This window comes from Hyphomonas oceanitis, from assembly GCF_036964545.1.
In the GTDB taxonomy this organism is placed as follows: domain Bacteria; phylum Pseudomonadota; class Alphaproteobacteria; order Caulobacterales; family Hyphomonadaceae; genus Hyphomonas; species Hyphomonas oceanitis.
In genome coordinates this window covers 157,571-181,340 of the sequence record NZ_JBALTL010000004.1, presented here as the reverse complement: position 1 = coordinate 181,340, position 23,770 = coordinate 157,571, and the positions used below count along the sequence as shown (strand labels likewise).

The window sequence follows — 23,770 nt, the reverse complement described above, 5'->3', positions numbered from 1 at the left end:
ACCCGCTCTGCTATAGGCCACTCCAATAGCTCCAACCGCAAGGATTTCAAAACATGGCGAAGATCAAGGTCAAGAACCCGATTGTCGAGATGGACGGGGACGAAATGACCCGCATCATCTGGCAGCTCATCAAGGACAAGCTGATCCATCCCTACCTGGATATCGACCTGAAGTATTACGACCTCTCGATCCAGAAGCGCGATGAGACCGACGACCAGATCACCGTCGATGCTGCAGAAGCCACCAAGAAGTATGGCGTCGCGGTCAAATGCGCCACGATCACGCCCGACGAACAGCGCGTCGAAGAATTCAAGCTGAAGAAAATGTGGAAGTCGCCAAACGGCACGATCCGCAACATCCTCGGCGGCGTCGTCTTCCGTGAGCCTATCGTGATCTCGAACGTACCGCGCCTCGTTCCAGGTTGGACCAAGCCAGTCGTCATCGGCCGTCATGCTTTCGGCGACCAGTACAAGGCCACTGACTTCCTCGTTCCCGGCAAGGGCAAGCTCACCATGACCTGGGTCGGTGAGAACGGCGAAAAGATCGAAAAAGAAGTATTCGATTTCCCTGAGGCCGGCATCGCGATGGGTATGTACAACCTCGACCAGTCGATCCGCGACTTCGCCCGCGCCAGCTTCAACTATGGCCTGCAGCGCAAATGGCCGGTCTACCTGTCGACCAAGAACACCATCCTGAAAGCCTATGACGGTCGCTTCAAGGACCTCTTCCAGGAAGTGTTCGACGCGGAATTCGCTGACAAGTTCAAGGAATTTGGCGGCACATACGAACACCGCTTGATCGACGACATGGTCGCAGCCGCCATGAAATGGTCCGGCGGTTACGTCTGGGCCTGTAAGAACTATGACGGCGACGTCCAGTCCGACACGGTCGCACAGGGCTATGGTTCGCTCGGCCTGATGACCTCCGTTCTGATGACACCCGATGGCAACACGGTTGAAGCCGAAGCTGCACACGGCACCGTTACGCGCCACTACCGCAACCACCAGAAGGGCGAGGCCACCTCGACGAACTCGATCGCTTCGATCTACGCCTGGACGCAAGGTCTCAGCCACCGCGGCCGCATGGATGGCACACCGGAAGTCAGCAAGTTCGCTGCGACGCTGGAATCGGTCATCGTGAAAACAGTCGAAGCTGGCGACATGACCAAGGATCTCGCGCTCCTCGTCGGTCCAGACCAGGAATGGCTGACGACCGAAGGCTTTATCGAGAAGGTAGCTCAGAACCTCGAAGCCGAGATGTCGAAGGCATAAGACCTGCGCTCCAGCGCTAAAACATCAAAAGCCCCGGCGCCAAAAGGTGCCGGGGCTTTTTTAACAATATGAGACTGCCGGTCTCAGATGACGCCGCCAATAAGATGGCCAATACTGGCAGTGATCGCCATCGCCAGAGCGCCCCAGAATGTCACACGTATGGTCGGCCGAAGCATATCGGCGCCCCCCGCCCGCGCGCCTACTGCGCCCAGAAGCGCCAGGAAGCCAAGCGAGGCGACAGCCTCAACCCAGATCAGACTGGTCAACGGGACGAGCCAGACCAGCGCCAGCGGCAGCGCCGCACCAACAATGAACGAAACAGCCGATGAGAATGCCGCCTGTACCGGTTTTGCCGCTGTCAGGTCCGTAATGCCGAGTTCGTCGCGCGCGTGGGCCTCCAGCGCATTATGCGCCATCAGCTGCCGCGCGGCCTCTTTTGCCGTGTCAGGAGTCAGTCCCCGCTCGACATAGATACCCGCAAGTTCCGCATGCTCCGCCGCCGGTCCGTCTTTTAGTTCCTTGCGCTCGCGCGCAAGATCGGCCTGCTCCGCATCCGACTGCGAACTCACGGACACATATTCACCCGCCGCCATCGACATCGCGCCAGCAACAAGCGCCGCGACACCGGCAATCAGGATCTCCCCTTGAGCTGCCGATGCCGAAGCGACGCCGATGATGAGGCTGGCCGTCGACACGATGCCGTCATTGGCACCGAGCACAGCCGCACGCATCCAGCCGATGCGTGACACGAGATGGCGTTCAACATGATGATGGGACCGGGCCATGACTATCCTCTGCCGCAAGCGGTGTGTGACTGAGCATGACCTTATAGGTCGCTATTCGACGGAAACACCTAGTGATTCTACGGTACTCACCGTCAGGTAACCAACAGGCAGCCCGTTTGCGCGCTGGTAGGCTTCCATGGCCTTCAGCGTTGCTGGCCCGAAATCACCGTCGGCAGGCACCTTGTAGCCTTTTGCCGTCAGCGCTTTTTGCACTTCCGCAATCTTCGCTGCCGAGGCATTCGTGTCGCAAAGCACTTCGCGCCATTCGACACTGCCACCACCGGTCACAACACGTTTCTCAACGGTCCTGTAGCTGGCCGGAATGACCATTGTTTGCTCCTGCGCGGGCGTCACGAGCTTCTGCAGCGAAAGCGTCTCGTAGACAGCGGGCACGGCCTCTTCAACAACGCGAGCGGGCGTCTTCACCAGCTGCTTGGTAACTGTCTTGTATTTTGCCGGAATGATCTTCGTTTCGGTGCGCTCGGGCTGAAGCAGGCGGGTCCGCTTCACCTCATCATACTGCGCGGGCACCTCGACGCGGCAAAGCAGCTCGCCCGTCGATACGACCGAGCTTGCATCAGCGCTGGCCGCCGTCACATTGCGCCCATAGAGGCCTGCTCCGGGCTTCCATGTCGTATAAGCAGGCCGGATCAGCACTTTCTCGGAATAGGTCTCATATTCTGCGGGAATGACGACGGTCTCGATCCGCTCCGGCGATTCAAGAACCTGCTCGGTTTGTGTGTCGTATTCTGTGGGGATCACTGTGTAGGCCGTCGTGGCCTCCTTCACCATGATCTCCTTCGTATAGGTCTCATAGACTGCCGGGATGACCTTGATCTCCGTCCGCTCCGGCGCATCCAGCACCTGTTCGGTCACGACCTCTGTGGTCTCGGGCATCAATACGCGCGCAAAACAGGAACCCGTATCGGATGTCGGTGGATACTCCGCGCCGCCCTGTGCGCTCGCGAAGCCTCCCAGCGTCATGGCCAGGGCTGTGGTCCACAGCAGTCTTTTCATCATCATTCCCCTTGGCTGCGGTCGGCAACCCCACCCGATCGTATGTTCCTGAATCCGTTTTAACCCAGCCGGGCCTGACCTGCCAGCCTGTTCAGGTAAGGCGCGAACAGGCCTTCTGCGGCGCGCTGGCACTGGCAATCGGGCGATTCCGGGCTATACGGGCCACACAAGCAGAGAGGCTTCCCATGATTCCGCGTTATACCCGTCCCGAAATGGCCGAAATATGGTCTCCCGAAACACGCTTCGGCATCTGGCTGGAGATCGAAACACTCGCCGCTGAAGCCATGGAAAACCTGGGGATCATCCCTGAAGGCGTTACAAAGGCCGTTCGCGAGCGGGGCGCCTTCGAAGTCGACCGCATCGACGCCATCGAGCGCGAAGTGAAACATGACGTCATCGCCTTCCTCACGAACGTCGCCGAACATGTCGGCGAGGAAGCGCGCTTCCTGCACAAGGGCATGACCTCGTCGGACGTGCTGGATACCTGCCTCAATGTCCAGCTGGTGCGCGCCGCGGACCTCCTGCTTGGGGGCCTCGACCGCGTGTTGAAGGCCATCGAAACACGCGCCCGCGAGCACAAATTCACCCCAACGATCGGCCGCAGCCACGGTATCCACGCCGAACCCACCACGTTCGGCGTCAAACTCGCTACCTTCTACGCCGAGTTCAAGCGCGCCCGCGCCCGGATGGAACTTGCCCGCGAGGAAATCGCAACCTGCGCCATCTCCGGCGCTGTTGGCACATTTGCTAACATCGACCCCCAGATCGAAGCCCACGTGGCTTCCAAACTCGGCCTCGCCATCGAGCCGGTTTCGACTCAAGTCATCCCGCGTGACCGTCATGCCATGTATTTCGCCACGCTCGGCGTGATCGCCTCATCCGTCGAGCGCCTCGCGACAGAAGTGCGCCACCTGCAGCGCACCGAAGTGCTGGAAGCCGAGGAGTTCTTTTCGCCCGGCCAGAAGGGTTCGTCGGCCATGCCGCACAAGCGCAACCCGGTCCTCACGGAAAACCTGACGGGCCTTGCCCGCCTCGTCCGGTCGGCGGTCACGCCAGCCCTCGAGAACGTCGCCCTGTGGCACGAGCGCGACATCTCGCACTCTTCCGTCGAGCGCGGCATCGGCCCGGATGCAACAATCCATCTGGATTTTGCCCTTCATCGCCTGGCGAACGTTGTAGAGAACCTGGTCGTCTATCCGGAAAACATGATGCGCACGATCGACAGCATGGGCGGCCTGCACAATTCGCAGCGCATCCTGCTGGCCCTTGTTGAACATGGCGTCAGCCGCGAGGAGTCCTACACACTCGTCCAGCGCAACGCGATGCGCACTTGGCGCGGCGAAGGCAACCTGCTCGACCTGCTCAAGACCGATCCCGACGTCAAAGCCAAACTGACGGATGAAGAACTCGAAGACCTGTTTGATCTCGAATACCACTTCAAGCACGTCGACACGATTTTCGAACGCGTCTTCGGCGCGGCATAGCCCGCTAAAAACTGGCATAAAAATACCCTGCGAAGCGGAGTGCTTCGCAGGGTATTCTTTTAGGTACGCTACAAATCTAGAACGTGGTCGACAGGCTCGCTGAGATTGTCGTTCCGCGCTCGTAAGTATTGAACTCGGTGCGCCCCACATCGCCCTGGGTCATCTGATACTCCGAGTGTTTCGTGCCGAGCAGGTTACGACCTTTCAGGCCGAGCTCCACGTCGCGGCCGCCGAGCGTGAGTGTGCGATTGAACACCAGGTCAAGCTGGACACCTGGCTCCTCGACAACGTCCGGCAGGGCTGCAGCACCGATCCCAAAGCCGCGCTGAAGGATCCTGTCATCAACCCAGCCAAGAAGCAGCGTAAACTGGTCAACATCGCTCTCCCAGCCGAACTGCATGTTCAGGATATTCTGTGGCGTCCCCTGAAGATCGGAGCCATCCAGGCCGAACAGGGCAGCATCACGACGCGAACGCGAGATCGGGTCGAACACCTGATCGCCATCCTGAGCCTGCACTTCAGAAGAGGTGTAGGTGTAGTTGGCAGAGAAAAGCCACTCGCGTGCATCAAACCATGCATTCGAAATCGGCATGCTGAAATTCGTGCGATACTCCAGCTCCGCACCATATAGCTCGGCTTTCGGGCTGTTGATGAAGGTCGTTTCGAAAACGAATGAAGCCGTTGAGTATTGCACTTCCTCGATCGGGTTCTTGATGTCCTTGTAGAAGGCGCCAGCAGTGATGAACTGGTTGCGCCCAAGGTAATATTCGACACGCGCGTCGTAGTTCTTCAGTTCGCTGTCCACGAGACCGCTGTTGCCGCGGTAAACCCGGTCGGTTTCAGGATCGATGAACGAGGACAAGGCCAGTTCACGGAATTGCGGACGGGCAATCGTCTGCGAGTAGCCAGCGCGTAGCTGCAGGTCGTCAGCAAAGTTCCATGTCAGCGTAAACGTCGGCAAGACATAGTCATTGCTGAGATTCACATCGCCAGCACCCTGGTTCCCGAAGCGGTCGAATGTCTTGACCGTTTCTTCAGCGTCCTCGTAGCGGAAGCCAACCGTACCCCGCACGAAGTCGAGAATGTCGAGATCCGTCTGGACATAGAAAGCATTCACGTCGAGGCCAGCCGAATAGGAATCGTTCGGTGTCGTGATTTCCTGCAGGACGAAACGTCCTGGCCCGATATTGTCCGGCGAGAACAGATAGTCAGGACGCGCCTGCTGCACATCAAGCGGAATCGCGTTGCCCCCAACAAAGCGCAGCGACAGGAAGTCATAGCTACGCTCGGTCGACGCAACATCGAAGCCACCGGACATGACCAGTTCACGCGCATCGCCAATATCGACCGTATAGGACGCATCAGCCCCAAAGCTGCCAATCTTGTCCTCAAGATTGGAGAAGAGGATGCCGTAGTTATTTGCGGTGGAATAGAGTGGCTCACCGTCGGCATTTGGTGTGCGGCGCAGCGAACGGTCGTAAGGCGCATCGCGCGTGGACACGGCATACGCGCCACGCCAGGACAGGTCGATACCATTCACCTTGTGATCGCCACGCAGCTGCAGGAAGCTCAGCTCGCGCTCGAACCAGCCCGAGGATTCATCAAAGATCTCGCCCGTCGAGCCCGGTGCGTTGAAGTCCGTCCCTGTTGTGATCTCGGCCTGTTTGGTCGTCGTGTGGACGTAGAAGAGCGTGGCCTGGATTTCGTTGTCACCCCAGCCGATCGAACCAGAGCCCAGTGCATTTATTGTCGCGTCATACGCTGTCGACAATTGGCGCTGGTCACTGCCCAGAACGCCGCCTTCAACATATTGGCGTGTCGCGTCTCTGGTTGTCCAACCGGAGTCAAACCCAACGACGCCAATCAGACCGATATCATACTGGCCTTTGTCGAGGATGAGTCCGCCTTCAACCGAACCGCTTGGATTAGGATCCATCTTGCCCTGCTGGATCACAGACAGTGGCGAGTTGACGAGGCTCTCACCGATGATTTCAATCTGCGCCGGTGTCTGGTCGTTGAGTCGCTCACCAGAGGCGAGCAGTGCGCCGAGTGGACCCGGAATGTCCCGCAGGCCGTCGTCATAACCTGACCAGTCGAGATCGCCTCCACGAACGAAGAGACCGTCGGAACCCGTGGTCTCGGTGTTCGCAGACACGCCCGCCTTGATCGTCAGGAAATTCTCTGCCGGCTGGCGAAGCGTCTGGAGGTCGATCACGCCACCACCAAACTCACCCGGATAATTTGCGGAATAGGTTTTCTGAACGGCAGCACCTGAGAGAACGCTCGCCGGGAACAGATCAAGCGGAACGGTGCGGCGCAGTGGCTCAGGGCTTGGAAGCGGCGAACCATTGAGCAGGGCCGACGAATACCGATCGCCAAGACCGCGCACATAGGCAAACTTACCCGACACAATGCTGAGACCGCTGAGGCGCGTCAGCGCGAGCGCGGCGTTCGAGTCGCCCTGGCGTGTCAGATCTTCGGTCGAGAGGAAGGTCGCGACCTGGGAGGTTTCACGTTGTGGCTCCGGAATGAATTGACCACGAACAACGACTGTCTGGAGTGTGCGGCTGTCTTCGGGAGCGTCATTGGCGCTGCCAGTCTCCTGGGCAACGGCCAGAGGAACCAAAGCCAAGGCGATCGCTGTCGACAGCAACCATTTGTATCTGACTGGAATATTGGACATTTTTTTGAACCTAGCTTGCCGTAATTCAGGGGCTTTTCAATCAAGCCTTCCCTGTCGGCCGAAAATGGGAAGTGCCGGGACGGCGCGCACACAAGGCGGCCGTCCCGGCGGTTCTCAACTCAACAAGGGTCGCTGGCCTCGAGACCGCACGACCAGCCCTGCCACCAGGTGTCGGTGGTGTCTTTGACGGCGCCGATATAGTCGACAGCCTCAAGATCGCCCGAAAGGCCCGTCACATCGTATGGCGTGACGGCCGTTTCTGCCGGACCGTTGACGAAGGTCGATGTCAGCGTGTTGGCCGTGCCAGTCGAATTGTTGGCGTCGGCTGCGACGGCAGCGGTTGCTGCTGCAGCGTCAGAGCCATCCGTTGAAAGGCCGGCGGCACAATCGAACAGGACTGAGGCAAAGGACGGATCGACACCGGCCTGGTAACCAGCGACACCGTTGCCGGCCGAGTCTTCCCAGCGGAAGCATTCAGACAGGTTGCTGACGACACCATTCACATAGGTACCAATCGTGCCCGTGTTGAGACGGAGCGCGTTGCCTGAATTGTTGCCGATGAAGGTGAAGTTCGAAACCTTGGCATTGGAAGCTGGTGTGACACCGGCGACGCTACTGGCTTCAACCATGTTGTCACCACCAAGCGAACGTTGCTTCACGATAACGTACTGCAGGCTGCCATCGTAGCCATTGTCTGTGTCGAGTGAGTCGTCATCATTACCGGTAAGAACCAGGTGTTTCCCATTCACTGTGCCACCGAAGAACTCGATGCCGTCATCCGAACTGTTATGAACCTGGACATAATCCACCGTCGTGCCCGAACCGACGCCAGCAAGGCTGATGCCGTTCAGTTCGTTACCCGGCGCCAGAGCAAAGCCGGAATGCTTCAGGACCATGTAGCGGAGCGAACCGCTGTTATCGTCAGCCGTAACGCCACCATAGACAGCATCGGGATTGCTCACACCTTCAACGACGTTGTCGCAATTGACTGTGGCCGGTGTGGCGGCGTTGCGACAGCGGTTAATGGGTGCGCGGCCCAGGATGACGAGGCCACCCCATTCACCGATAGCCTCGGCTTCGTTGACCTGGTTGCCCGTCACATCAGCTTCGGATGTCATGACCACCGGGTTTTCCTTCGTGCCATTCGCGAAGATCTGCGAACCCCGATTGACGACAATGTAGTCCAGCCCGCTTCCGCCGAATACGGTCACGCCCGCTTCGATGGTCAGGGAAGCCGGGTCACCGCCTGCATCATTGCCATCGGCACCGACATCGACGCCGACATTGAGACGTCCCACGACTTCATAATAGTTGCCGCGCGTCAGGCGCACGTCATCGAGGATGGTGCCGGAAATGCGGCAAATCGTCTGATCATCGATCGAGATACCGGAATCTGCAGTGCCTTCGGGGCAGCTCGGATCCGGGAACAGACCGAATGTCCAGCCACTCGCCCAGTTCTGCGTCTCGGATTCCGCTGGACCAAATGCACCAATATATGTGGTCGGCTCAAAGAACGAGCCAAGCGACGCGGTGTTGAATGGTGTTACAGCAGCTTCGTTAGGGCCGGGGAAGTAAGAGGCCGCGAGCGTGTTGCCTGCCGTTGTTGTATTGTTGGCATCGGCTGCGACGGCAGCGCTTGCTGCTGCGGCATCGGATCCATCCGTTGAAAGGCCAGCAGCACAGTCAAACAGAACCGAGGCAAAGGCCGGGTCAACGCCAGCTTGGTAGCCTGCCGTACCGTTGCCAGCCGATTCTTCCCAGCGGAAGCATTCGGACAGGTTGTTCACGACCCCGTTTACATAAGTACCGACCGTTCCTGTGTTCAGGCGGAAGGCGTTGCCTGTGGCATTGCCGATGAAGGTGAAGTTCGAAACCTTTGCATTAGACGCAGGTGTCACGCTGGGTACGCCGCTGGCTTCAACCATGTTGTCGCCGCTGAGGTCACGCTGTTTCACGACCACGTACTGAATGTTGCTTGCCAGACCATTGTCTGTGTCCAGCGAGTCATCATCGTTACCGGTCAGCACAAGGTGCTTGGCGTTTACCGTTCCACCGAAGAACTCGATGCCATCATCCGAACTGTTGTGGACCTGCACATAGTCAATCGTGGTGCCCGATCCGACACCGCCAAGCGAAATGCCGTTGAGCTCGTTGCCATTGCCGATAGCGAAACCAGAGAAGCGGAGCGACACGTAGCGCAGTGTACCGCTGCTGTCGGTAGCATCTGCGCCACCGTAAATCGCATCAGGATTGCTCACGCCTTCGATGACGTTGTCACAATCGACCGTCCCGGGAGCTGCAGCATTACGGCAACGGTTGATGGGTGCGCGTCCGAGAATGACGAGGCCGCCCCATTCGCCAATGTTGTCACCGCCGAAATCATCCGGATTGGCCGCGCGACGCACCAGATCGTTCGCGCTGGTGAAGATGATGGGGTTGGACGCAGTACCGTCTGCATCGATTTCCGAACCACGATTAACAACAATGTAGTCTGCACCCGAGCGACCAAAGACAGTTACGCCTGGTTCGACCGTCAGTGTCGCAGCGGTGCCGCTAGTGGCCGTTCCGCTTGCGCCAAGATCCACACCGATATCAACCCGCCCGTCGATCGCGTAGGCAACGCCCGCAACATAAGGGAGCGTCAAGTCGGCAAGGTATGTTCCAGAAAGGTTACATGTCGTAAGGCCGCCAACTGCGTCGCCTTCGGTGAATCCGGTCGGGCACTCTGCAGTGCTGCCACCGCCGCCATCGCCGCCACCACCGCCGCCGCCGGGAGGTGTACCAGGATTGCTGGGCCCTGGTGATGCGATGTCGCTTCCCTGCGAACACGCAGCTAGTAGGCAAAGCGCAAGCGCGCTCACTGAAGTGCGGAAAATCATGATAACCCCTCGTTGAAACCACCGAACGAGCCCAACTGAATCGCGGGCTGTCAGGCGCTCAATAGCGGCGGGGCATGACATTCAATTAACGGAAATATTGCACTTTAAAGACAGTCCGTTCGCCCCTTCGCGCCGCCTGCAGCAGCAACACCTGTTAACCTCGCGGAACGTCATAAAACTTTCGCGAAAGCGACATGTGAGCGCGTTAATTTCAGAATATCCGTCCGACATTAAAGACAGGGCCAACGGCGCAATTTAAGGGGCTGCATCGGTGAGTGACCAGGATTTGCTATATAGACTGGAAGGTCGGCTGATAGATCTTGAGACAAAGGTTTCACAGCTTGAGAAGGCGATGTCCGAAATTCCCAAAGCGGAACCGGAGATTCCTGACGAGGCGCAGCGCAGGATTGATGCGGGTGAGCATCCCGTTCGCGTCATACGCGAGTTGCGTCTGCTGACTCAAAGCCAGTTGAGTGAGCTTTGCGGTATTCGTCCAAATCATATTTCCGCAATCGAACGCGGCCAGACCTTCGGTCTCAAAACGGCTCGTCGGTTGTCAGAGGCGCTGAATGTTCCCGCCAGCCTGCTATTCTGAGTATACGGGCGGCAGCGACGGAAAGAATGACGGCGTCACTGATGGCTGAATGGGCGCCATGTTCTCAACCATTACAATGATGTACTGTAAATCTGTTTGGCACTGTGGCCCGATTGCTGCATCAACCGTTAACGCGCCTCCTTTTTGCAAGGTAAACGGCGCAGAAGTGCCGATAAATATACTTAACATCACTACAGAATTAGACTGTTTGCGTAATATATGAACCCGCTAGCGAAACTCACAGCAAGTACAATGCATATCGTGCCGCGCGTACGCATAGTGCTTGATATTGTGCTGGTTGCCCTTCTCGGCTTGCTGGTCGCGCGCATCCTGTGGATTGCGATCGACCGGTCCGGTGCGGTCAGCAAGCCCCTTCCGCAATTCGTCATTTCCCAATCGGGATCCGCAAATGCTCGCGTCCCGCGTGGCGACACAACAATTCTCACAAGGGTCAATTACTTCAAACGCGCGGACGGTTCCGCATCTGGCAGCGCGCTTGTGCCCAGCGCGCCCCCGACAACACTGAACCTCAAACTGAAGGGCGTTCGTTCCGTGACAGGCGAATCCGGCGCGAACGGAACCGATGCGGCCGCAATTGCCATCATCCAGATGTCGGACAAGCAAGCGCGCAGCTTTGGCCCTGGCGACACGATCGTTGATGGCGTCACGCTCGACCGCGTACTGCCCGACCGGGTGCTGCTGCGCAAAGGGGGCCGTCTCGAAACGCTCATGATGGAGAGCAATGCCGACACGCTGGCTGTCCTTTCCCTGCCTGGACAGGAAGGCATGATCCAGGGCGAGCAACGCCCGGAAGTCGTCACATCCAGACCTGCCACGATAGACCGGGCACTGCTGGCGTCCCTCAACGTCGCACCCGTTCTGGAAGACGGCAACCTCGTCGGATATCGCCTTAGTTCGCCTGCCTCGTCTGCAGCCTTGAGTGGCACAGGAATTGAATCAGGCGACATCCTGACAAGTCTGGACGGAACGCCGGTCAAGGATATCGACATTCAGAGCCTTACAGAGCGACTGGCCCGGGCGCCTGAGATTTCAATGACCGTCAGACGCGGAAACGCGGATGTGCCGGTCACACTTCGTTTCCCCGAGGGAGAATAGAATGAACTTCCGCTTCGGCCTTACAGCCGTCCTGCTGGCCACGACCGCCCTGCCCGCCTTCGGGCTGGCTGGCGAGGCCACACCTCCGGCTGCACGCCACGTTCTGAACTTCGACGATGTGGAGCTAAGCTCCCTGATCGCCGATGTGTCGATCGTGACCGGCTACACGTTCATTGTTCACCCTGATGTCCGGGGCAAACGCGTCACGGTCACGTCTTCCACGCCGCTGACGCGCGAAGGCGTGTTTGAGGTTTTCCTCTCAACGCTTCGCGTCCAGGGCTTCACAGCCGTTCCTGCCGGCAAGAACACCTACCGCATCATCCCGGAACAGTCCGCCGTCAGCGAAGCCGGTACACGCTCCTCCAGCGCCAACAGCTTCGTGACGGAAATCATCCACCTCAACAATTTCAATGCGCTTGAAGCCGCCCAGATGGTCAAGCCGCTCGTCGATGCGCAGGGCCAGGTCATCGCCAACCCCCGCTCAAACACACTGGTCGTCGTCGATTATGGATCCAACATGCCGCGTATCCGACAGCTGGTGGCGGGCATTGATGAGGACCGGACCCGGACAGAAACCATTGGCCTGAAGAACATCCCGTCAGGCGAGATGGAATCCATTCTGATGGCCCTGCAGAAGAATGGCGGTGAGGACTCCGGCGCCTCAAACTTCCAGGCCATTGCCTCACAGACAGGCAACTCAATCGTCATCCGCGGTGATGACGTCACGATCGACCGCGCCCTGAAAGTGATCGAGCAGCTCGATTCGACGGACCGCGTCGAGGACACACTGCGCGTCATCTCGCTCAAGAATGCCGACGCCTCCGAAATCGTGCCGATCCTTGAAAAGGTCGCAGGCGCCATGGCCTTCCGCCGCGCTGAAACCGGCGGTGAAGTCACGCCCAGCACGATTGCCTTCCATGCGCCGACCAATTCGATCGTCATCAACGCTCCCAGCGAAACCCTCCTGACGCTGGAGCGCGTCATTCAGGATCTCGACAAACGCCGCGCCCAGGTCCTGGTCGAAGCCATCATTGTTGAAATGTCGGACGACACGGCGCGCGAGCTCGGCCTCCAGTTCCTGCTCAGCGGCACCGGCAATTCCACCGTGCCCTTCGCCTCCACCAACTATTCGCGGTCGGCGCCGAACCTGCTTGCACTGGCAGGCGCCGTCGCGGGCGATACACCTTTCAACACGGGCGACAGCAATCCGTTCGCAGCCTCCGCAGTCAGCTCCCTGCTGGGCCTCACCGGCCTCAGCGTGGGCATCGGCGGACAGGACGGCGATACGCTCTTTGGTGCCATCCTGACGGCGGTGGAAAGCGACACAAATTCCCGCGTACTCTCCAAGCCCTTCAACATGACGCTCGACAACGGAACATCATCCCTCCTCGTCGGCCAGGAAGTGCCGATCATTACCGGCTCCGTCCTCGGCAACGACAACACCAATCCGTTCCAGACGGTAGACCGCAAGGAAATCGGTGTGCGGCTGGATGTAACACCCCGCATTTCGTCTGACGATGCCGTGCGTCTTGAGATCAACCAGGAAGTCTCCAGCATTGCCGGCGCCATCTCGACGGCGACCTCCGACCTCATCTTCAACAAGCGCCAGATCCAGACCGATGTACTTGCCGACAGTGGTGAAATCATCGTCATCGGCGGCCTGATCCAGCAGTCGGACACGATTGCAAACGAGAAAGTGCCTATCCTTGGAGACGTGCCTGTCGCCGGCCGTCTGTTCCGGTCGGAAGGCAAGGCCAGCAAGCGCACAAACCTGATGGTTTTCATTCGCCCAACGGTTATCCGTGACCGCCAGAGCGCGCGCGACGTGACCGCACGCAGTTACCGGTTTATCCGCGCAGAAGAGCTCTGGAACGGCAAGGACGACAAGGTGAACTCGCTCGACGCCTTCGTCAGCGAGGTTCTGAGCTCGCCGCCTCCACAATAATTCGATGAGCACACACGCAGCACCCTCCCGGCAATTCACATACGCCTTCGCCAAGGACAAGGGCCTCATTGTCCTGCCTGATCGCGAAGCGCTGACGGTCGGCGTGCGTATGGGTGCTGATGCTTTCTCACTGGTTGAAGCGCGCCGCGCCCTTGGCCGCCCGCACGCCATCGAATCCATGGACGCCGCCAGTTTTGACCGCGCCCTCACGAACGCCTTCAGCCAGGGTCCGCTCGGCGCCACCGACATTGAGGCGGCTGTTGCCAGCCGTGGTGGCCTCGAAAGCCTGATCGACGACATCCCGGAAGCGGCTGACCTGCTCGGCGGCAGCGATGATGCACCCGTCATCCGCCTCATCAACGGGCTTATCTATGAGGCGATGAAGCGCCGCGCTTCAGATATTCATATTGATCCGTTTGAGGACAAACTGTCGATCCGCTATCGCATCGATGGTGATCTCGTCGAGGTCATCACGCCGCCACGCAAGCTTGCGGCGCCGCTGGTCTCCCGCATCAAGGTCATGGCGCGCCTCGACATCGCCGAGAAACGCCTGCCACAGGATGGCCGCATCTCGCTGCAGGCCGGCGGCCGCTCAATCGACGTGCGCGTCGCCATCCTGCCGACCCGCTTTGGCGAACGGGTTGCGCTTCGCCTGCTCGACACGCAGAACGCCCTGCTGACGCTTGAAGAGCTCGGCATGGATTCCGACACCTATCAGCGCTTCGATCAGGTGCTCAGCCAGCCAAACGGCGTGATCCTCGTCACTGGTCCTGTCGGCTCGGGCAAGACCACCACGCTTTATTCCTCCATCTCGCGTCTCAACACCGGAAACGTGAACATCATGACGCTGGAAGACCCGGTCGAATACGGCCTGCCGGGCATCAGTCAGACACAGATGGACTCCAAGGTCGGCCTCACCTTCGCCCGCGCCCTGCGAAACATCCTGCGTCAGGACTTCAACATCGTCATGGTGGGCGAGATTCGCGATCTGGAAACCGCCGAAGCCGCGTTCGAATTCGCCTCCACCGGCCGCCTCGCCTTCTCCACCCTGCACACCAATAGTGCGGCTGGCGCTATTACCCGTCTGCGCGATATGGGCGTCGAAACATATCTTATGGCGTCCACCCTGCGCGCCGTCATGGCCCAGCGTCTCGTGCGCAAACTGTGCGATGTCTGCAAGGAGCCCGCCGAGGCCGGAACCGCCGAATATGAAGCCCTCGACCTGCCACATGGTCAGGCCTTCACACACTACACGCCGAAAGGCTGCATGGCCTGCGGCAATACCGGCTTCCATGGCCGCATCGCCATCTATGAGCTGCTCGTCATCGATAATGCCGTGCGAAACCTGCTGCATGCGGATGCCACGGAAGATGCCATCGAAGCCGTTGCCTTCGCCGATCATCACCGCCTGATCGAAAATGCGCGGCGCTATGTATTCTCCGGCGAGACAAGCGTGACGGAAGTCCTGCGCGTCTGCCGCAAGGAGGCCCGCGATGGCAGCGTTTGAGTACGTCGCTGTCGATACAGGCGGCAAACGCATGCGCGGTGTCATTTCAGCAGACAGCCCCCGCGCAGCCCGCAAGGAATTGCGGATGCGCGAGCTCATGCCCATCGAGGTTTCTCCGCTCAGCGCAAAGAGCGCGCGCGGCGGCAAGGGCGCCGGTGGCCGCATTTCGGAAAAAGACCGCGCCCTGCTCGCGCGACAACTCGCTGTCCTCCTCCAGTCCGGCCTCACTGTCGAACAGGCTCTGACGGCCGTTGCGGCCGATGCGAAGCCCGAGACCGTCGCCATCCTTCACCGCGTCCGCAACGAAGTCACCGAAGGCTCGCGCTTTGCCGACGCCCTCGCCACCGCCCCCCGCGCGTTTCCGCCTCTCTTCAAGTCCGTTGTGGCCGCCGGTGAAATGTCGGGCCGACAGGGCGAAGTGATGGAGCGCCTCGCGATCTATCTTGAGAACACATGGCGCCTGCGCCAGAAGGTCCAGTCCGCGCTGATCTATCCGGCCCTCCTGGCCACGCTGGCCATCGGCATGGTCATCGCGCTCATGATTATCGTCGTGCCGCGCCTTGTCGAACAGTTCGACATGTTCGACGCCAAACTGCCCTGGCTGACCCAGCAGGTCATCATGATGTCAAACTTGCTCCGCAACTGGGGCTGGCTCATCGCCATTGGCGTCGTCGTGGGGGTCATTGCGCTCAATCGCCTCCTGCGCGCGCCCGGCGTGCGCGAATCCATGGACCGCTTCATCCTGCGCCTGCCCGTCATCGGCAATCTCGCCCGCACCGTCTCAGCCGCGCGGTTCGCCCGCATCTTCGCCACGCTCTCATCCTCGGGTGCGACTGTGCTGGAATCCCTGCAGGCCGCCCGCGGCGCGATGGCGAACAGCGTGTTCCGCAAGGCTGCAGACGAAATTGCCATTAAGGTCAGCGAAGGCGGCTCCTTCGCCGCTGCGCTCAAGAACACGCACGCCTTCCCGCCCATGATGGTGCATATGGTGGCGAGTGGCGAAGCGGGCCGCGACGTGCCCGGCATGATGACGCGCGCCGCCGAATTCCTCGAGGAAGAATTCGAGAACGCCACGTCCACCGCCCTCAGTCTGATGGAACCCATCATCATCGTTATTCTTGGCGGTCTGGTCGGGACAATCGTATTGTCCATCATGCTACCCATCATCCAGCTCAACACACTCGCGCTCCAATAGCGCCGCACGCAATCAGGAGGCCTCCATGACACAGGACCAGGACAACCAATCCCCCGAAACCATCCGCAAGGATGCCGGCTTCTCGCTTGTCGAACTGCTGGTGACCGTCTCGATCATGGCGCTGCTCGCAACCGCTGTCGTCATCTCTGTCGGCCCGGTGCTCGGCAAGTCCCGCGTCGATCGCGCGCGGTCCGATATCGCCGCCCTTGAGAGCGGCCTCGAGCAATACAGCTTCGACATGTTCAACTATCCGGGCGCGGATGTCGGGCTCGCTGCCCTCAAGACGCCACCCTCAGGCGCAAACGCCGCCCAGTACCGTCCCGGCGGCTACATCAAGCGCATCCAGCAAGACCCCTGGGGCAATGATTACATCTACAACGTGCCCGGTGTCCGCTCCGCCGGCGCCTATGACGTCTTCTCGGCCGGCCCTGACGGTCAACCCGGCAATGAAGACGACATCGGCAACTGGAACTGACCTGATCCATGAATCCGAACCGCGACCTCCCACTTCCACACGATGCAGGCATGAGCCTGATCGAAGTGCTGGTCGCAGTGTTCATCATGGGCCTTGCCGCCGGCATGGTCGCCATGACCATGCGTGCACCCGCAGACCCGCTTGAGGAAGCCGCAGCCCGCCTTGAACGCGACATCACCTCTGCAATGGACCTCGCGCTGGTGACCGGCGCCCCGCAGGGACTGAAGCTCACCGAGCAGGGCTATCAGCTTGTCACCTGGCGCAACCAGGCATGGCTGCCGGCAGCCGGCGGGAAGGTCACATTGGCCCGCAATGTGGCCTTCGACAGGTCCCGCACGCCCCCTCAGCGGTCCGGGAATGGTCCGGGAAGTCCCAATGAAGCCCCCCCCGAGGTCATCCTCGATACCACAGGTACCGCCCAAGCCGACCCGCTGATCCTTGAGCGCGGCAACCAGACAATCGAACTGACAATTGCGCCCGACGGCAAAGTGACATGGGAGGCGCCCAATGCCTGACCCCCATCGCCAGTCCGGGTTCACCCTGGTCGAAGTCCTTGCAGCACTTGGCGTTTTTTCGATTTCCGCCATCGGGCTGATCCATCTCAGCAGCGAAACCATGATCGGCGCCCGTCAGGTCGACATGCGCGCCCTCGCCGAAATCGAAGCCAATAATCGCATGGCCGACGCGCTCACCACCCCCCCGCCGCTGCCCACCGGCGTCATTGCAGGCGAATCCACCCAGCGTGGCCGCAGCTTTGACTGGAACCGCACCGTCACGCCAACGCAGGAAAACGGTCTTTTCCTCGTTGAAATCACTGTAACCGCACCAGAAAGCGGACAGGTTCTTGCACACCTGCAGAGCTTGAGGGTCGGCCAATGAACCGCCCCAGCGCCGGCTTCACGCTCGTCGAGACCCTTGTTGCGCTCGCCGTCACAGCAACGCTGGCGACAGCTGGCACACTCATGATGCTGCAGACCCTTCAGGCCAGCCGCGCCGTGAATACACGGATGGACGAGGCGCGTTCACTCGAGGCGGCCTTCGGTCTGATGAGGTCGGATTTCAATGAGGTCACGCACCGTTCTTCCTCCGCTCCAGATGACCTTTACCCGCCCATCGGCTTTCAGGGCTTGAAGAGCGACAAGACCGGCGAGTTGATCACGTTCGTCCGGTCCGGATGGATAGCCCCCCAGATCGGCAGCCAGCGCAGCGACCTCCAGCGCGTGGCTTATGCCTATGACAAGGGCACACTGGTTCGAAAGGCGTGGCTCCGGCCAGATCCGGTCAGCACCACGCCTGTTGTCGAGCGCGTCCTGATGGAGGGAATAGACAAGCTCGACATCCGTTACCGCCGAAAAGGCGCCTGGTTCGATGCGTGGCCAGCGACGACCAGCGGCGACTATCCTGATCTCATTGAATTCAAGATGACATTCGCTGACCAGGATGAACTGACCCTCACGTATATGCTTGGTGCCATGTCATGACGCCCCACGTTTCCCCGAAGGATCGCGGCGCCGCGCTGCTGTCGATCCTGATGATCGTGGCCGTGATGTCGGTTGCGGCGCTTGCTGCTGTCGAGGCGCTTGGGCGCTCGCTCAGCCTCGCGCGTGTCTCGTCAGAACGGTCCCAGACCATATGGGCCAGTCGATCAACAGAGGCGCTCGGCGTCCTTGCTGTGGCCCGGATCAAGACCTTGGGCGACGATGCCATCCGGGAAGCACTCGAAACCGGCCAGAGCATGACCTTGCCGTTTGATCGCGGCGTGATCCAGGCAACACTCTCTGACGCCTCCAACTGCTTCAACCTGAATACCGTCACGGGCGAGGCCAATGACGTCAATCACATCAAATTCCAGCGCCTGCTCGAAGCCATGGATGTGTTCCGCTCGGACGCTCAGGCGCTTTCCGAAAGCCTGGCCGACTGGATAGACAAGGATTCCTCGCCCCGGGCATATGGCGCCGAGGCTGGCTATTATGGCACCCTTGAAACTCCTTACCGTTCCGCCAACGCACCGCTCGCAAACTTGACAGAGCTACGAGCCATAAAAGGCTTCACCCCTGAAATTATCGCGATGATCCAGCCGCTGGTCTGTGTCAGGCCAGACCATTTCCAGACCGCCCTCAATATCGAGACACTCAAAGAAGAGGATGCGCCCCTGCTGGTCGCACTCTATTCCGGCGAACTTACCCTTGAGAAAGCCCAGTCGGTCATCCGCGCCAAGCCACTTGGTGGCTGGCATTCGCTGGACACGTTCCTGCAAAATGAACACATCCAGACCATCGCCGTCGCCGCACGCGACGATTCCATGCTCTCGCTGAAACCCAGCAACCTGCGTTTGACAGCCCGCATTGTGTCTGGCTCAACACAGGAAACCCTCCAGCTTGTCTATGCAATGGACAAAGGCGGCCAGGCCAGCCTTATCCAGCGCACGACGGGAGACTTCTGATGGCCCGGCGCCTTTTTACTCTTATGCCACCTTCGGGCGCGCCCACGGAATTCGCGCTCGTCAACGACAGGAGCATCAATCTCCTGTCTGCCGCAGACGCGAATGTCTCCTCTGGCGATGATGTGGTCGTGTTCGTACCCGGTACGGACGTCGGCTGTTTCGAAGTACGCATACCGGCACAGGGCGCGGCCGAAATTCGGCGGTCTGCCGCCTTTGCCCTTGAAGATGAAGTCGCCGTTCCTGTTGAAGAAGCCCATGTCGCGATTGGTCAGACACTCGACAGCGGATTGCGCCCTGTACATGTGGTTGAGCCGGCGCTCATGGAAGAATGGGTCGCGCGTCTGAACGCGTCTGGCTTGAAGACGGCTAAACTTGTGGCCGACGTCTCTGTCCTGCCCGCAGCCCCCATGGCCGTAGACGCCGGAGACCACGTCCTCGTTTCCACAGGCGAAAAACGGTTTGCCATTGATGCCGCGCTGCCAGACGACGCGCTGAAAGCCCTCGCGAATTCGTCAAAAGCGCCGCTTACAACGTCCAGTGCCGCACTCGCGCATCGGCTCGGTGTGTCAGCAAGCAGCGCGTCGTCTCTGCCGGTTCTCGCGCAACTCGCCCAATGGGCCGAAACAGCTGGTGCACTGACCGACCTCCGTCAGGGTCCGTTTATCAGTCGCAAACAAGCCGATATCCGTATTGGTGCGTGGCGCTCAACGCTTCTACTGGGCGCGGCCGCTGCCGTCGCTCTCCTTGCGATGGTCGGGCTGGAAACCTGGTCCCTTTCGCGCCTGTCCGATGTGCTCGATCAGCACGCGCGTGGGATCTATGCCGCATCATTTCCCGGGACGCCGGTGCCCAGCAACCTCGACGCAGCGGTGCGAAACCAGGACGCCGCTCCCGCCGCCAACCGGCTGGCCTTCCTTGATGCCACCGCACTCCTCTATGAATCCATTCCCGCTGAAAGTGGCATTTCAATTGAGGGGCTGCGTTATGACCGGCAGACCGGGCGGCTTCTCGCAAATATGGTCTATCCAAAATATGGCAGCGACGCGGACCTCAAGAATGCACTTGAGGCCAAGGGCCTCGGCGTTTCGCTCGGCGACTCCCGTCAGCAGGATGACCGGGTTATCGGTGACCTGACACTGGAGGCAGCCCAATGATTGAATGGTGGGACAAACGCAGCCTGCGCGAGCAAGGCCTTGTAGCCGCGGCAGCCATCCTGCTCGCGCTTATCATCCTGTTACAGTTCATCATTGTTCCCCTGTTCGCCGGGAGGGCGGAAGCGGCGCTCAAAGCTGACCAGGCTTCTCGTACATTAGACGTCATGACATCGCGCGGCCTGTCGCCTGCAGCCGCGAATGGCACGCAGGCTGCCCCTGCACTCGATCCAGACAGCAGCCGGCGCGCCATTCTCGAAGCTGCCACAAGGCGCGGTCTGGCCATCGCACGCATTCAGGTCAGCACTGAAGGCGTCATTAAGGTCCAGATCGATGACACAAACGCAGAGAACATTTTCGCCTGGCTCTTTGACCTACGCAACACAGCCTCCCTTGAGGCCAGTCGCGCGACAATGAATGACACGGGCGCAGGCCTAGTCCGCTCAAGTTTCGAATTTGGAGGCAAGCAAGGATGAAGCGGATCGCTCTCATCCTCGTCTTCGCGGCGGCGCTTATAGTGGGTCTGGTTTCAGGCATTCCCCTGTCATTCGCCATGCGCAACGCTGGCCTGATCGAACAAGGCATAGGCTGGCAGCAGGCGCGCGGCACCATCTGGCACGGACAAGTCACAGGACTGGTTTATCGCGGCACGCCCGCAGGCGCGCTGGATATCCGATCGTCCCCGCTATCGCTCTTCACAGGCTCAATCGGCTCAGACATAAACTGGGGCGCTCCTACCGGTCGGGCGCGTTTGAGAGTCTCAATCTCACCATCGTCGGTGAACCTGTCCAATCTCGGCGCTGAAGTGGATATCAGTCGGCTGGACGGCATCCATGACGAACTGCGCCGCGTCGGCGGCACGCTCAAACTGTTCAATGCCGCCATTCGCCTTGGCCGCAACGGACAGTGCACCAGCGCGAACGGCTCGGCACAGCTGGATCTCGTAAGCCGCCTCGGTGTCCAGTATGGCCGCGACTGGCCGATGCTCACGGGTTCACCTGTCTGCACCGACGGCACACTCAAACTGCCGCTGTCCGGTGACGGACAGAATGGCGAACGTTTTGAGATCACACTATCGACCTTGCCGGATGGGCGTACAGGCATGGACCTGCATGTCGAAAAGCTGGATCCACAGGCAACTGCTGCCCTTGCCACACTTGGCTTCACAAAATCCGGGAACGGGTACACCCTGCGCCGGGAAGCCGCCCGGAACGAGGAGAATTGATCATGCCAAGCCTGCGTCTCAGCCACTTGGCCATGATCCTCCTGAGCGGCGCTGTCTTCACCGCCTGCACAAGCAAGCCCACACCAGAAGCGCCCACAATAAGCGCGTCGGATGTCATAAACCGGACCGGCGAGCTGCCGCCGCAGACGCTTCCCCCAGGCGCTTGCGGCCTCTTCCTCTGGACCAATGGGGAGCCGCTCCGCTTCATCTTCTTCGCAAAAGCCGGCACTGACACAGCTGTGATGGAGATAGATGGCGAGCAGCGTGAATTGCGTCTCACATCCTCCAAGGGTGATTTGTTTGGCCAGTTCATGACCCGCATGACCTACGCGTCCGACCAGGGCAATGTCGGCGTCAGCTTCAGTGCTGGTGAAATGCTCGACGGCGGTCAACGCATTGAAGATGGCCGTCTCTCGCTTGTCGCCAAGGATGGCTGGGAAACCATGATCCCCGTCTTTGGCCTCTCGGCCTGCCAGCCGGAGAGCCGCTGAGCCAGGCAGGTAGGGCACGACGGACGCTATTAGCACCTATAGAACAACGTAAACGGCGCCCTCAAAAGACACCAGTGGATAAGTAAGCGTAGAATTCAAAGACCGAAAAACAGCAATCTTTCGTTGTTTATCAACTACGAGATATTGTTATTCAATAATTTCGGTGTTACCAAGACTCATCAAGGCACAAGAGGATGCGCGCAGAAAACCGCACCTCACGCCAGACACAAGATGAGCATTTCGCCGATGACTTATGCAGAAACAGCCCAAAAACCGCCCTTCCGGCTGGGTCTCCTGATCAAGCGACTCATCTTTTTGGTCCTGCCAGTCCTGGTGTTGATAGGTGCGGCTGGCGGCTTCATCGGCATGAGCGCCCTCAAGCCCGCTCCCGAGGAGAAAGCAACCATCATTGAAGCGCTCCCTGTGCTCACCGCAACAGCGCGCAAGGAACCTGTAACGATCACGGTCCACGGCCAGGGCGCAGTGAAGGCCCGCTCCGAAGTGAGTCTTGCCGCAGAGATCACTGGCCGGGTCGCCTATGTCTCCCCGAATTTCCTCGCCGGCGCGCAATTCAAGCAAGGTGAAACACTCGTTCGGCTCGAGGCGCGCGAATACGAACTCGGCATTGTCCAGGCCGAGGCCGCCGTCGCCCAGGCGCATACAGCTCTTATGCAGGAAATCTCCGAAGGCCAGATTGCAAGCCACGGCGCCGAGCAACTCGGCATCTCTGACGTCTCCGACCTTACACTCCGCCGCCCTCAACGCGCCCAGGCTGAGGCCCAACTCGCCTCAGCTGAAGCGCGCCTCGACGAAGCCCGTCTCCAGCTCTCTCGCACCCGGATCGTTGCGCCCTTCCCCGGGCGTGTGCGCCAGAAGTCGGTCAATGTCGGCGCCTATGTCTCTCCGGGCGCGCGTCTCGGCGATATCTATGCCAGCGACGTGGTCGAAATCGCCATTGCGCTGAGCGACGCCGATCTCGAGAATCTGGGCCTCGGCATCGGTTTTTCAGAAGCTTCCGGCCAAAAAGGGCCACCCGTTACACTTGAAGCCACTGTTGCAGGCATGCCTCATAAATGGTCGGGCCGCATTACCCGTACCGATAGCGGCTTTGATCCCGAAACCCGGGTCCTCTTTGCCTATGTCGAGGTCGCCGACCCTTATGGCAAAGGCGCAGACAATGGCACGCCACTCGCCACCGGCCTCTATGTTGACGCGGTGATTGCCGGTCGCGCCCTCGACGAAAGTGTCGTTCTCCCGCGCACCGCCCTGCGCGGCAAGGCTTCGGTCTATGTCGCACGTGATGATGACACGCTCGAAATCCGCCCCGTGAACGTCGCCTTTTCAGACCGGGAGCGCCTCGTTCTCACAAGCGGCGTTTCTGCAGGCGAGAAAGTCATCACATCGCCTGTGCGCGCCGTAGCCGAGGGTATGAAGATCAAATCTGTCGACCGACTGGAAACAGCCTTCGCGGCTGAAGCCAGTGCGTCGAACGACTAGAAGGGAACCGG

General features: G+C 59.8%; 21 protein-coding genes. 17 read left to right on the top strand and 4 right to left on the bottom strand.

From position 1 onward, the window contains the following. The first annotated feature begins 53 nt into the window (after positions 1 to 53). Entirely contained in the window at positions 54 to 1,271 is a 1,218-nt protein-coding gene (locus V7651_RS12485) for an NADP-dependent isocitrate dehydrogenase (RefSeq protein ID WP_335592032.1), read from the top strand. An 83-nt stretch (positions 1,272 to 1,354) separates the two neighbouring features. On the opposite strand, the gene V7651_RS12480 is transcribed toward V7651_RS12485, so the two are convergent. After that, complete coding sequence (locus V7651_RS12480; protein WP_335613391.1) at positions 1,355 to 2,056, bottom strand: VIT1/CCC1 transporter family protein; 702 nt, start codon at positions 2,054 to 2,056, stop codon at positions 1,355 to 1,357. Positions 2,057 to 2,107: 51 nt separating this feature from the next. Next, positions 2,108 to 3,079, bottom strand: a complete 972-nt coding sequence (locus V7651_RS12475) for a peptidoglycan-binding domain-containing protein (RefSeq protein ID WP_035539260.1) — start codon at positions 3,077 to 3,079, stop codon at positions 2,108 to 2,110. Positions 3,080 to 3,258: 179 nt separating this feature from the next. Between V7651_RS12475 and purB the strand changes: the two genes are divergently transcribed. Next, positions 3,259 to 4,557 (top strand): adenylosuccinate lyase, encoded by a 1,299-nt coding sequence (gene purB, locus V7651_RS12470; RefSeq protein ID WP_335592029.1) that lies wholly within the window; start codon positions 3,259 to 3,261, stop codon positions 4,555 to 4,557. Positions 4,558 to 4,633: 76 nt separating this feature from the next. Here the strand turns inward: purB and V7651_RS12465 are convergent, their stop codons facing one another. Then, positions 4,634 to 7,240, bottom strand: coding sequence for a TonB-dependent receptor domain-containing protein (locus tag V7651_RS12465; protein ID WP_035539257.1), 2,607 nt, complete (start codon positions 7,238 to 7,240; stop codon positions 4,634 to 4,636). Between the two features lie 119 nt (positions 7,241 to 7,359). Beyond that, positions 7,360 to 9,885, bottom strand: coding sequence for a hypothetical protein (locus tag V7651_RS12460; protein WP_335613390.1), 2,526 nt, complete (start codon positions 9,883 to 9,885; stop codon positions 7,360 to 7,362). Between the two features lie 505 nt (positions 9,886 to 10,390). Here V7651_RS12460 and V7651_RS12455 point away from each other — a divergent pair. The 15 genes from V7651_RS12455 (at position 10,391) to V7651_RS12385 (ending at position 23,759) form a co-directional block, all read left to right on the top strand. After that, the gene (locus V7651_RS12455; protein ID WP_335592026.1) at positions 10,391 to 10,714 is read left to right on the top strand and encodes a helix-turn-helix transcriptional regulator; all 324 of its coding nucleotides are present in this window, start codon (positions 10,391 to 10,393) and stop codon (positions 10,712 to 10,714) included. Positions 10,715 to 10,966: 252 nt separating this feature from the next. Further along, positions 10,967 to 11,830, top strand: a complete 864-nt coding sequence (locus V7651_RS12450; protein ID WP_335613389.1) for a type II secretion system protein N — start codon at positions 10,967 to 10,969, stop codon at positions 11,828 to 11,830. Between the two features lies 1 nt (position 11,831). After that, a complete protein-coding gene (gene gspD / locus V7651_RS12445) occupies positions 11,832 to 13,775 on the top strand; it encodes a type II secretion system secretin GspD (RefSeq protein ID WP_335613388.1) in 1,944 nt (647 codons plus the stop codon). Positions 13,776 to 13,779: 4 nt separating this feature from the next. After that, positions 13,780 to 15,282, top strand: coding sequence for a GspE/PulE family protein (locus tag V7651_RS12440; RefSeq protein WP_035539250.1), 1,503 nt, complete (start codon positions 13,780 to 13,782; stop codon positions 15,280 to 15,282). Then, positions 15,269 to 16,477, top strand: a complete 1,209-nt coding sequence (gene gspF, locus V7651_RS12435) for a type II secretion system inner membrane protein GspF (protein WP_035539247.1) — start codon at positions 15,269 to 15,271, stop codon at positions 16,475 to 16,477. Before V7651_RS12440 ends, gspF begins: the two co-directional genes overlap by 14 nt. 25 nt (positions 16,478 to 16,502) lie before the next feature. Then, positions 16,503 to 16,952: a type II secretion system major pseudopilin GspG gene (gene gspG, locus V7651_RS12430; RefSeq protein ID WP_035539245.1), complete on the top strand. Its 450-nt coding sequence runs from the start codon at positions 16,503 to 16,505 to the stop codon at positions 16,950 to 16,952. Between the two features lie 8 nt (positions 16,953 to 16,960). Next, positions 16,961 to 17,467 carry a prepilin-type N-terminal cleavage/methylation domain-containing protein gene (locus V7651_RS12425; RefSeq protein WP_418887245.1) on the top strand — a complete coding sequence of 169 codons (507 nt, stop codon included), beginning with the start codon at positions 16,961 to 16,963 and terminating at the stop codon, positions 17,465 to 17,467. Then, positions 17,460 to 17,831, top strand: coding sequence for a type II secretion system minor pseudopilin GspI (gene gspI, locus V7651_RS12420; protein WP_335613386.1), 372 nt, complete (start codon positions 17,460 to 17,462; stop codon positions 17,829 to 17,831). The genes V7651_RS12425 and gspI overlap by 8 nt, the downstream gene beginning before the upstream one ends. Further along, entirely contained in the window at positions 17,828 to 18,433 is a 606-nt protein-coding gene (gene gspJ, locus V7651_RS12415) for a type II secretion system minor pseudopilin GspJ (protein ID WP_335613385.1), read from the top strand. The genes gspI and gspJ overlap by 4 nt, the downstream gene beginning before the upstream one ends. Next, entirely contained in the window at positions 18,430 to 19,395 is a 966-nt protein-coding gene (gene gspK / locus V7651_RS12410) for a type II secretion system minor pseudopilin GspK (protein WP_335613384.1), read from the top strand. The genes gspJ and gspK overlap by 4 nt, the downstream gene beginning before the upstream one ends. Further along, positions 19,395 to 20,549, top strand: coding sequence for a type II secretion system protein GspL (gspL, locus tag V7651_RS12405; RefSeq protein ID WP_035539238.1), 1,155 nt, complete (start codon positions 19,395 to 19,397; stop codon positions 20,547 to 20,549). Before gspK ends, gspL begins: the two co-directional genes overlap by 1 nt. Then, positions 20,546 to 21,022 carry a type II secretion system protein GspM gene (gspM, locus tag V7651_RS12400; RefSeq protein WP_335613383.1) on the top strand — a complete coding sequence of 159 codons (477 nt, stop codon included), beginning with the start codon at positions 20,546 to 20,548 and terminating at the stop codon, positions 21,020 to 21,022. The genes gspL and gspM overlap by 4 nt, the downstream gene beginning before the upstream one ends. Beyond that, positions 21,019 to 21,771, top strand: coding sequence for a type II secretion system protein N (gene gspN, locus V7651_RS12395; RefSeq protein ID WP_335613382.1), 753 nt, complete (start codon positions 21,019 to 21,021; stop codon positions 21,769 to 21,771). The genes gspM and gspN overlap by 4 nt, the downstream gene beginning before the upstream one ends. Positions 21,772 to 21,773: 2 nt before the next feature. Continuing rightward, complete coding sequence (locus V7651_RS12390) at positions 21,774 to 22,262, top strand: hypothetical protein (RefSeq protein WP_035539232.1); 489 nt, start codon at positions 21,774 to 21,776, stop codon at positions 22,260 to 22,262. Positions 22,263 to 22,508: 246 nt separating this feature from the next. Next, positions 22,509 to 23,759 carry an efflux RND transporter periplasmic adaptor subunit gene (locus V7651_RS12385; protein ID WP_335613381.1) on the top strand — a complete coding sequence of 417 codons (1,251 nt, stop codon included), beginning with the start codon at positions 22,509 to 22,511 and terminating at the stop codon, positions 23,757 to 23,759. Positions 23,760 to 23,770: the final 11 nt, after the last annotated feature.

Bases quoted from the DNA above. Each gene is read 5' to 3' on its own strand.
- V7651_RS12485 (WP_335592032.1), top strand. From the start codon at position 54: ATGGCGAAGATCAAGGTCAAGAACCCGATTGTCGAGATGGACGGGGAC.
- V7651_RS12480 (WP_335613391.1), bottom strand. From the start codon at position 2,056: ATGGCCCGGTCCCATCATCATGTTGAACGCCATCTCGTGTCACGCATC.
- V7651_RS12475 (WP_035539260.1), bottom strand. From the start codon at position 3,079: ATGATGATGAAAAGACTGCTGTGGACCACAGCCCTGGCCATGACGCTG.
- purB (WP_335592029.1), top strand. From the start codon at position 3,259: ATGATTCCGCGTTATACCCGTCCCGAAATGGCCGAAATATGGTCTCCC.
- V7651_RS12465 (WP_035539257.1), bottom strand. From the start codon at position 7,240: ATGTCCAATATTCCAGTCAGATACAAATGGTTGCTGTCGACAGCGATC.
- V7651_RS12450 (WP_335613389.1), top strand. From the start codon at position 10,967: ATGCATATCGTGCCGCGCGTACGCATAGTGCTTGATATTGTGCTGGTT.
- gspD (WP_335613388.1), top strand. From the start codon at position 11,832: ATGAACTTCCGCTTCGGCCTTACAGCCGTCCTGCTGGCCACGACCGCC.
- V7651_RS12440 (WP_035539250.1), top strand. From the start codon at position 13,780: ATGAGCACACACGCAGCACCCTCCCGGCAATTCACATACGCCTTCGCC.
- gspF (WP_035539247.1), top strand. From the start codon at position 15,269: ATGGCAGCGTTTGAGTACGTCGCTGTCGATACAGGCGGCAAACGCATG.
- gspG (WP_035539245.1), top strand. From the start codon at position 16,503: ATGACACAGGACCAGGACAACCAATCCCCCGAAACCATCCGCAAGGAT.
- V7651_RS12425 (WP_418887245.1), top strand. From the start codon at position 16,961: ATGAATCCGAACCGCGACCTCCCACTTCCACACGATGCAGGCATGAGC.
- gspI (WP_335613386.1), top strand. From the start codon at position 17,460: ATGCCTGACCCCCATCGCCAGTCCGGGTTCACCCTGGTCGAAGTCCTT.
- gspJ (WP_335613385.1), top strand. From the start codon at position 17,828: ATGAACCGCCCCAGCGCCGGCTTCACGCTCGTCGAGACCCTTGTTGCG.
- gspK (WP_335613384.1), top strand. From the start codon at position 18,430: ATGACGCCCCACGTTTCCCCGAAGGATCGCGGCGCCGCGCTGCTGTCG.
- gspL (WP_035539238.1), top strand. From the start codon at position 19,395: ATGGCCCGGCGCCTTTTTACTCTTATGCCACCTTCGGGCGCGCCCACG.
- gspM (WP_335613383.1), top strand. From the start codon at position 20,546: ATGATTGAATGGTGGGACAAACGCAGCCTGCGCGAGCAAGGCCTTGTA.
- gspN (WP_335613382.1), top strand. From the start codon at position 21,019: ATGAAGCGGATCGCTCTCATCCTCGTCTTCGCGGCGGCGCTTATAGTG.
- V7651_RS12390 (WP_035539232.1), top strand. From the start codon at position 21,774: ATGCCAAGCCTGCGTCTCAGCCACTTGGCCATGATCCTCCTGAGCGGC.
- V7651_RS12385 (WP_335613381.1), top strand. From the start codon at position 22,509: ATGACTTATGCAGAAACAGCCCAAAAACCGCCCTTCCGGCTGGGTCTC.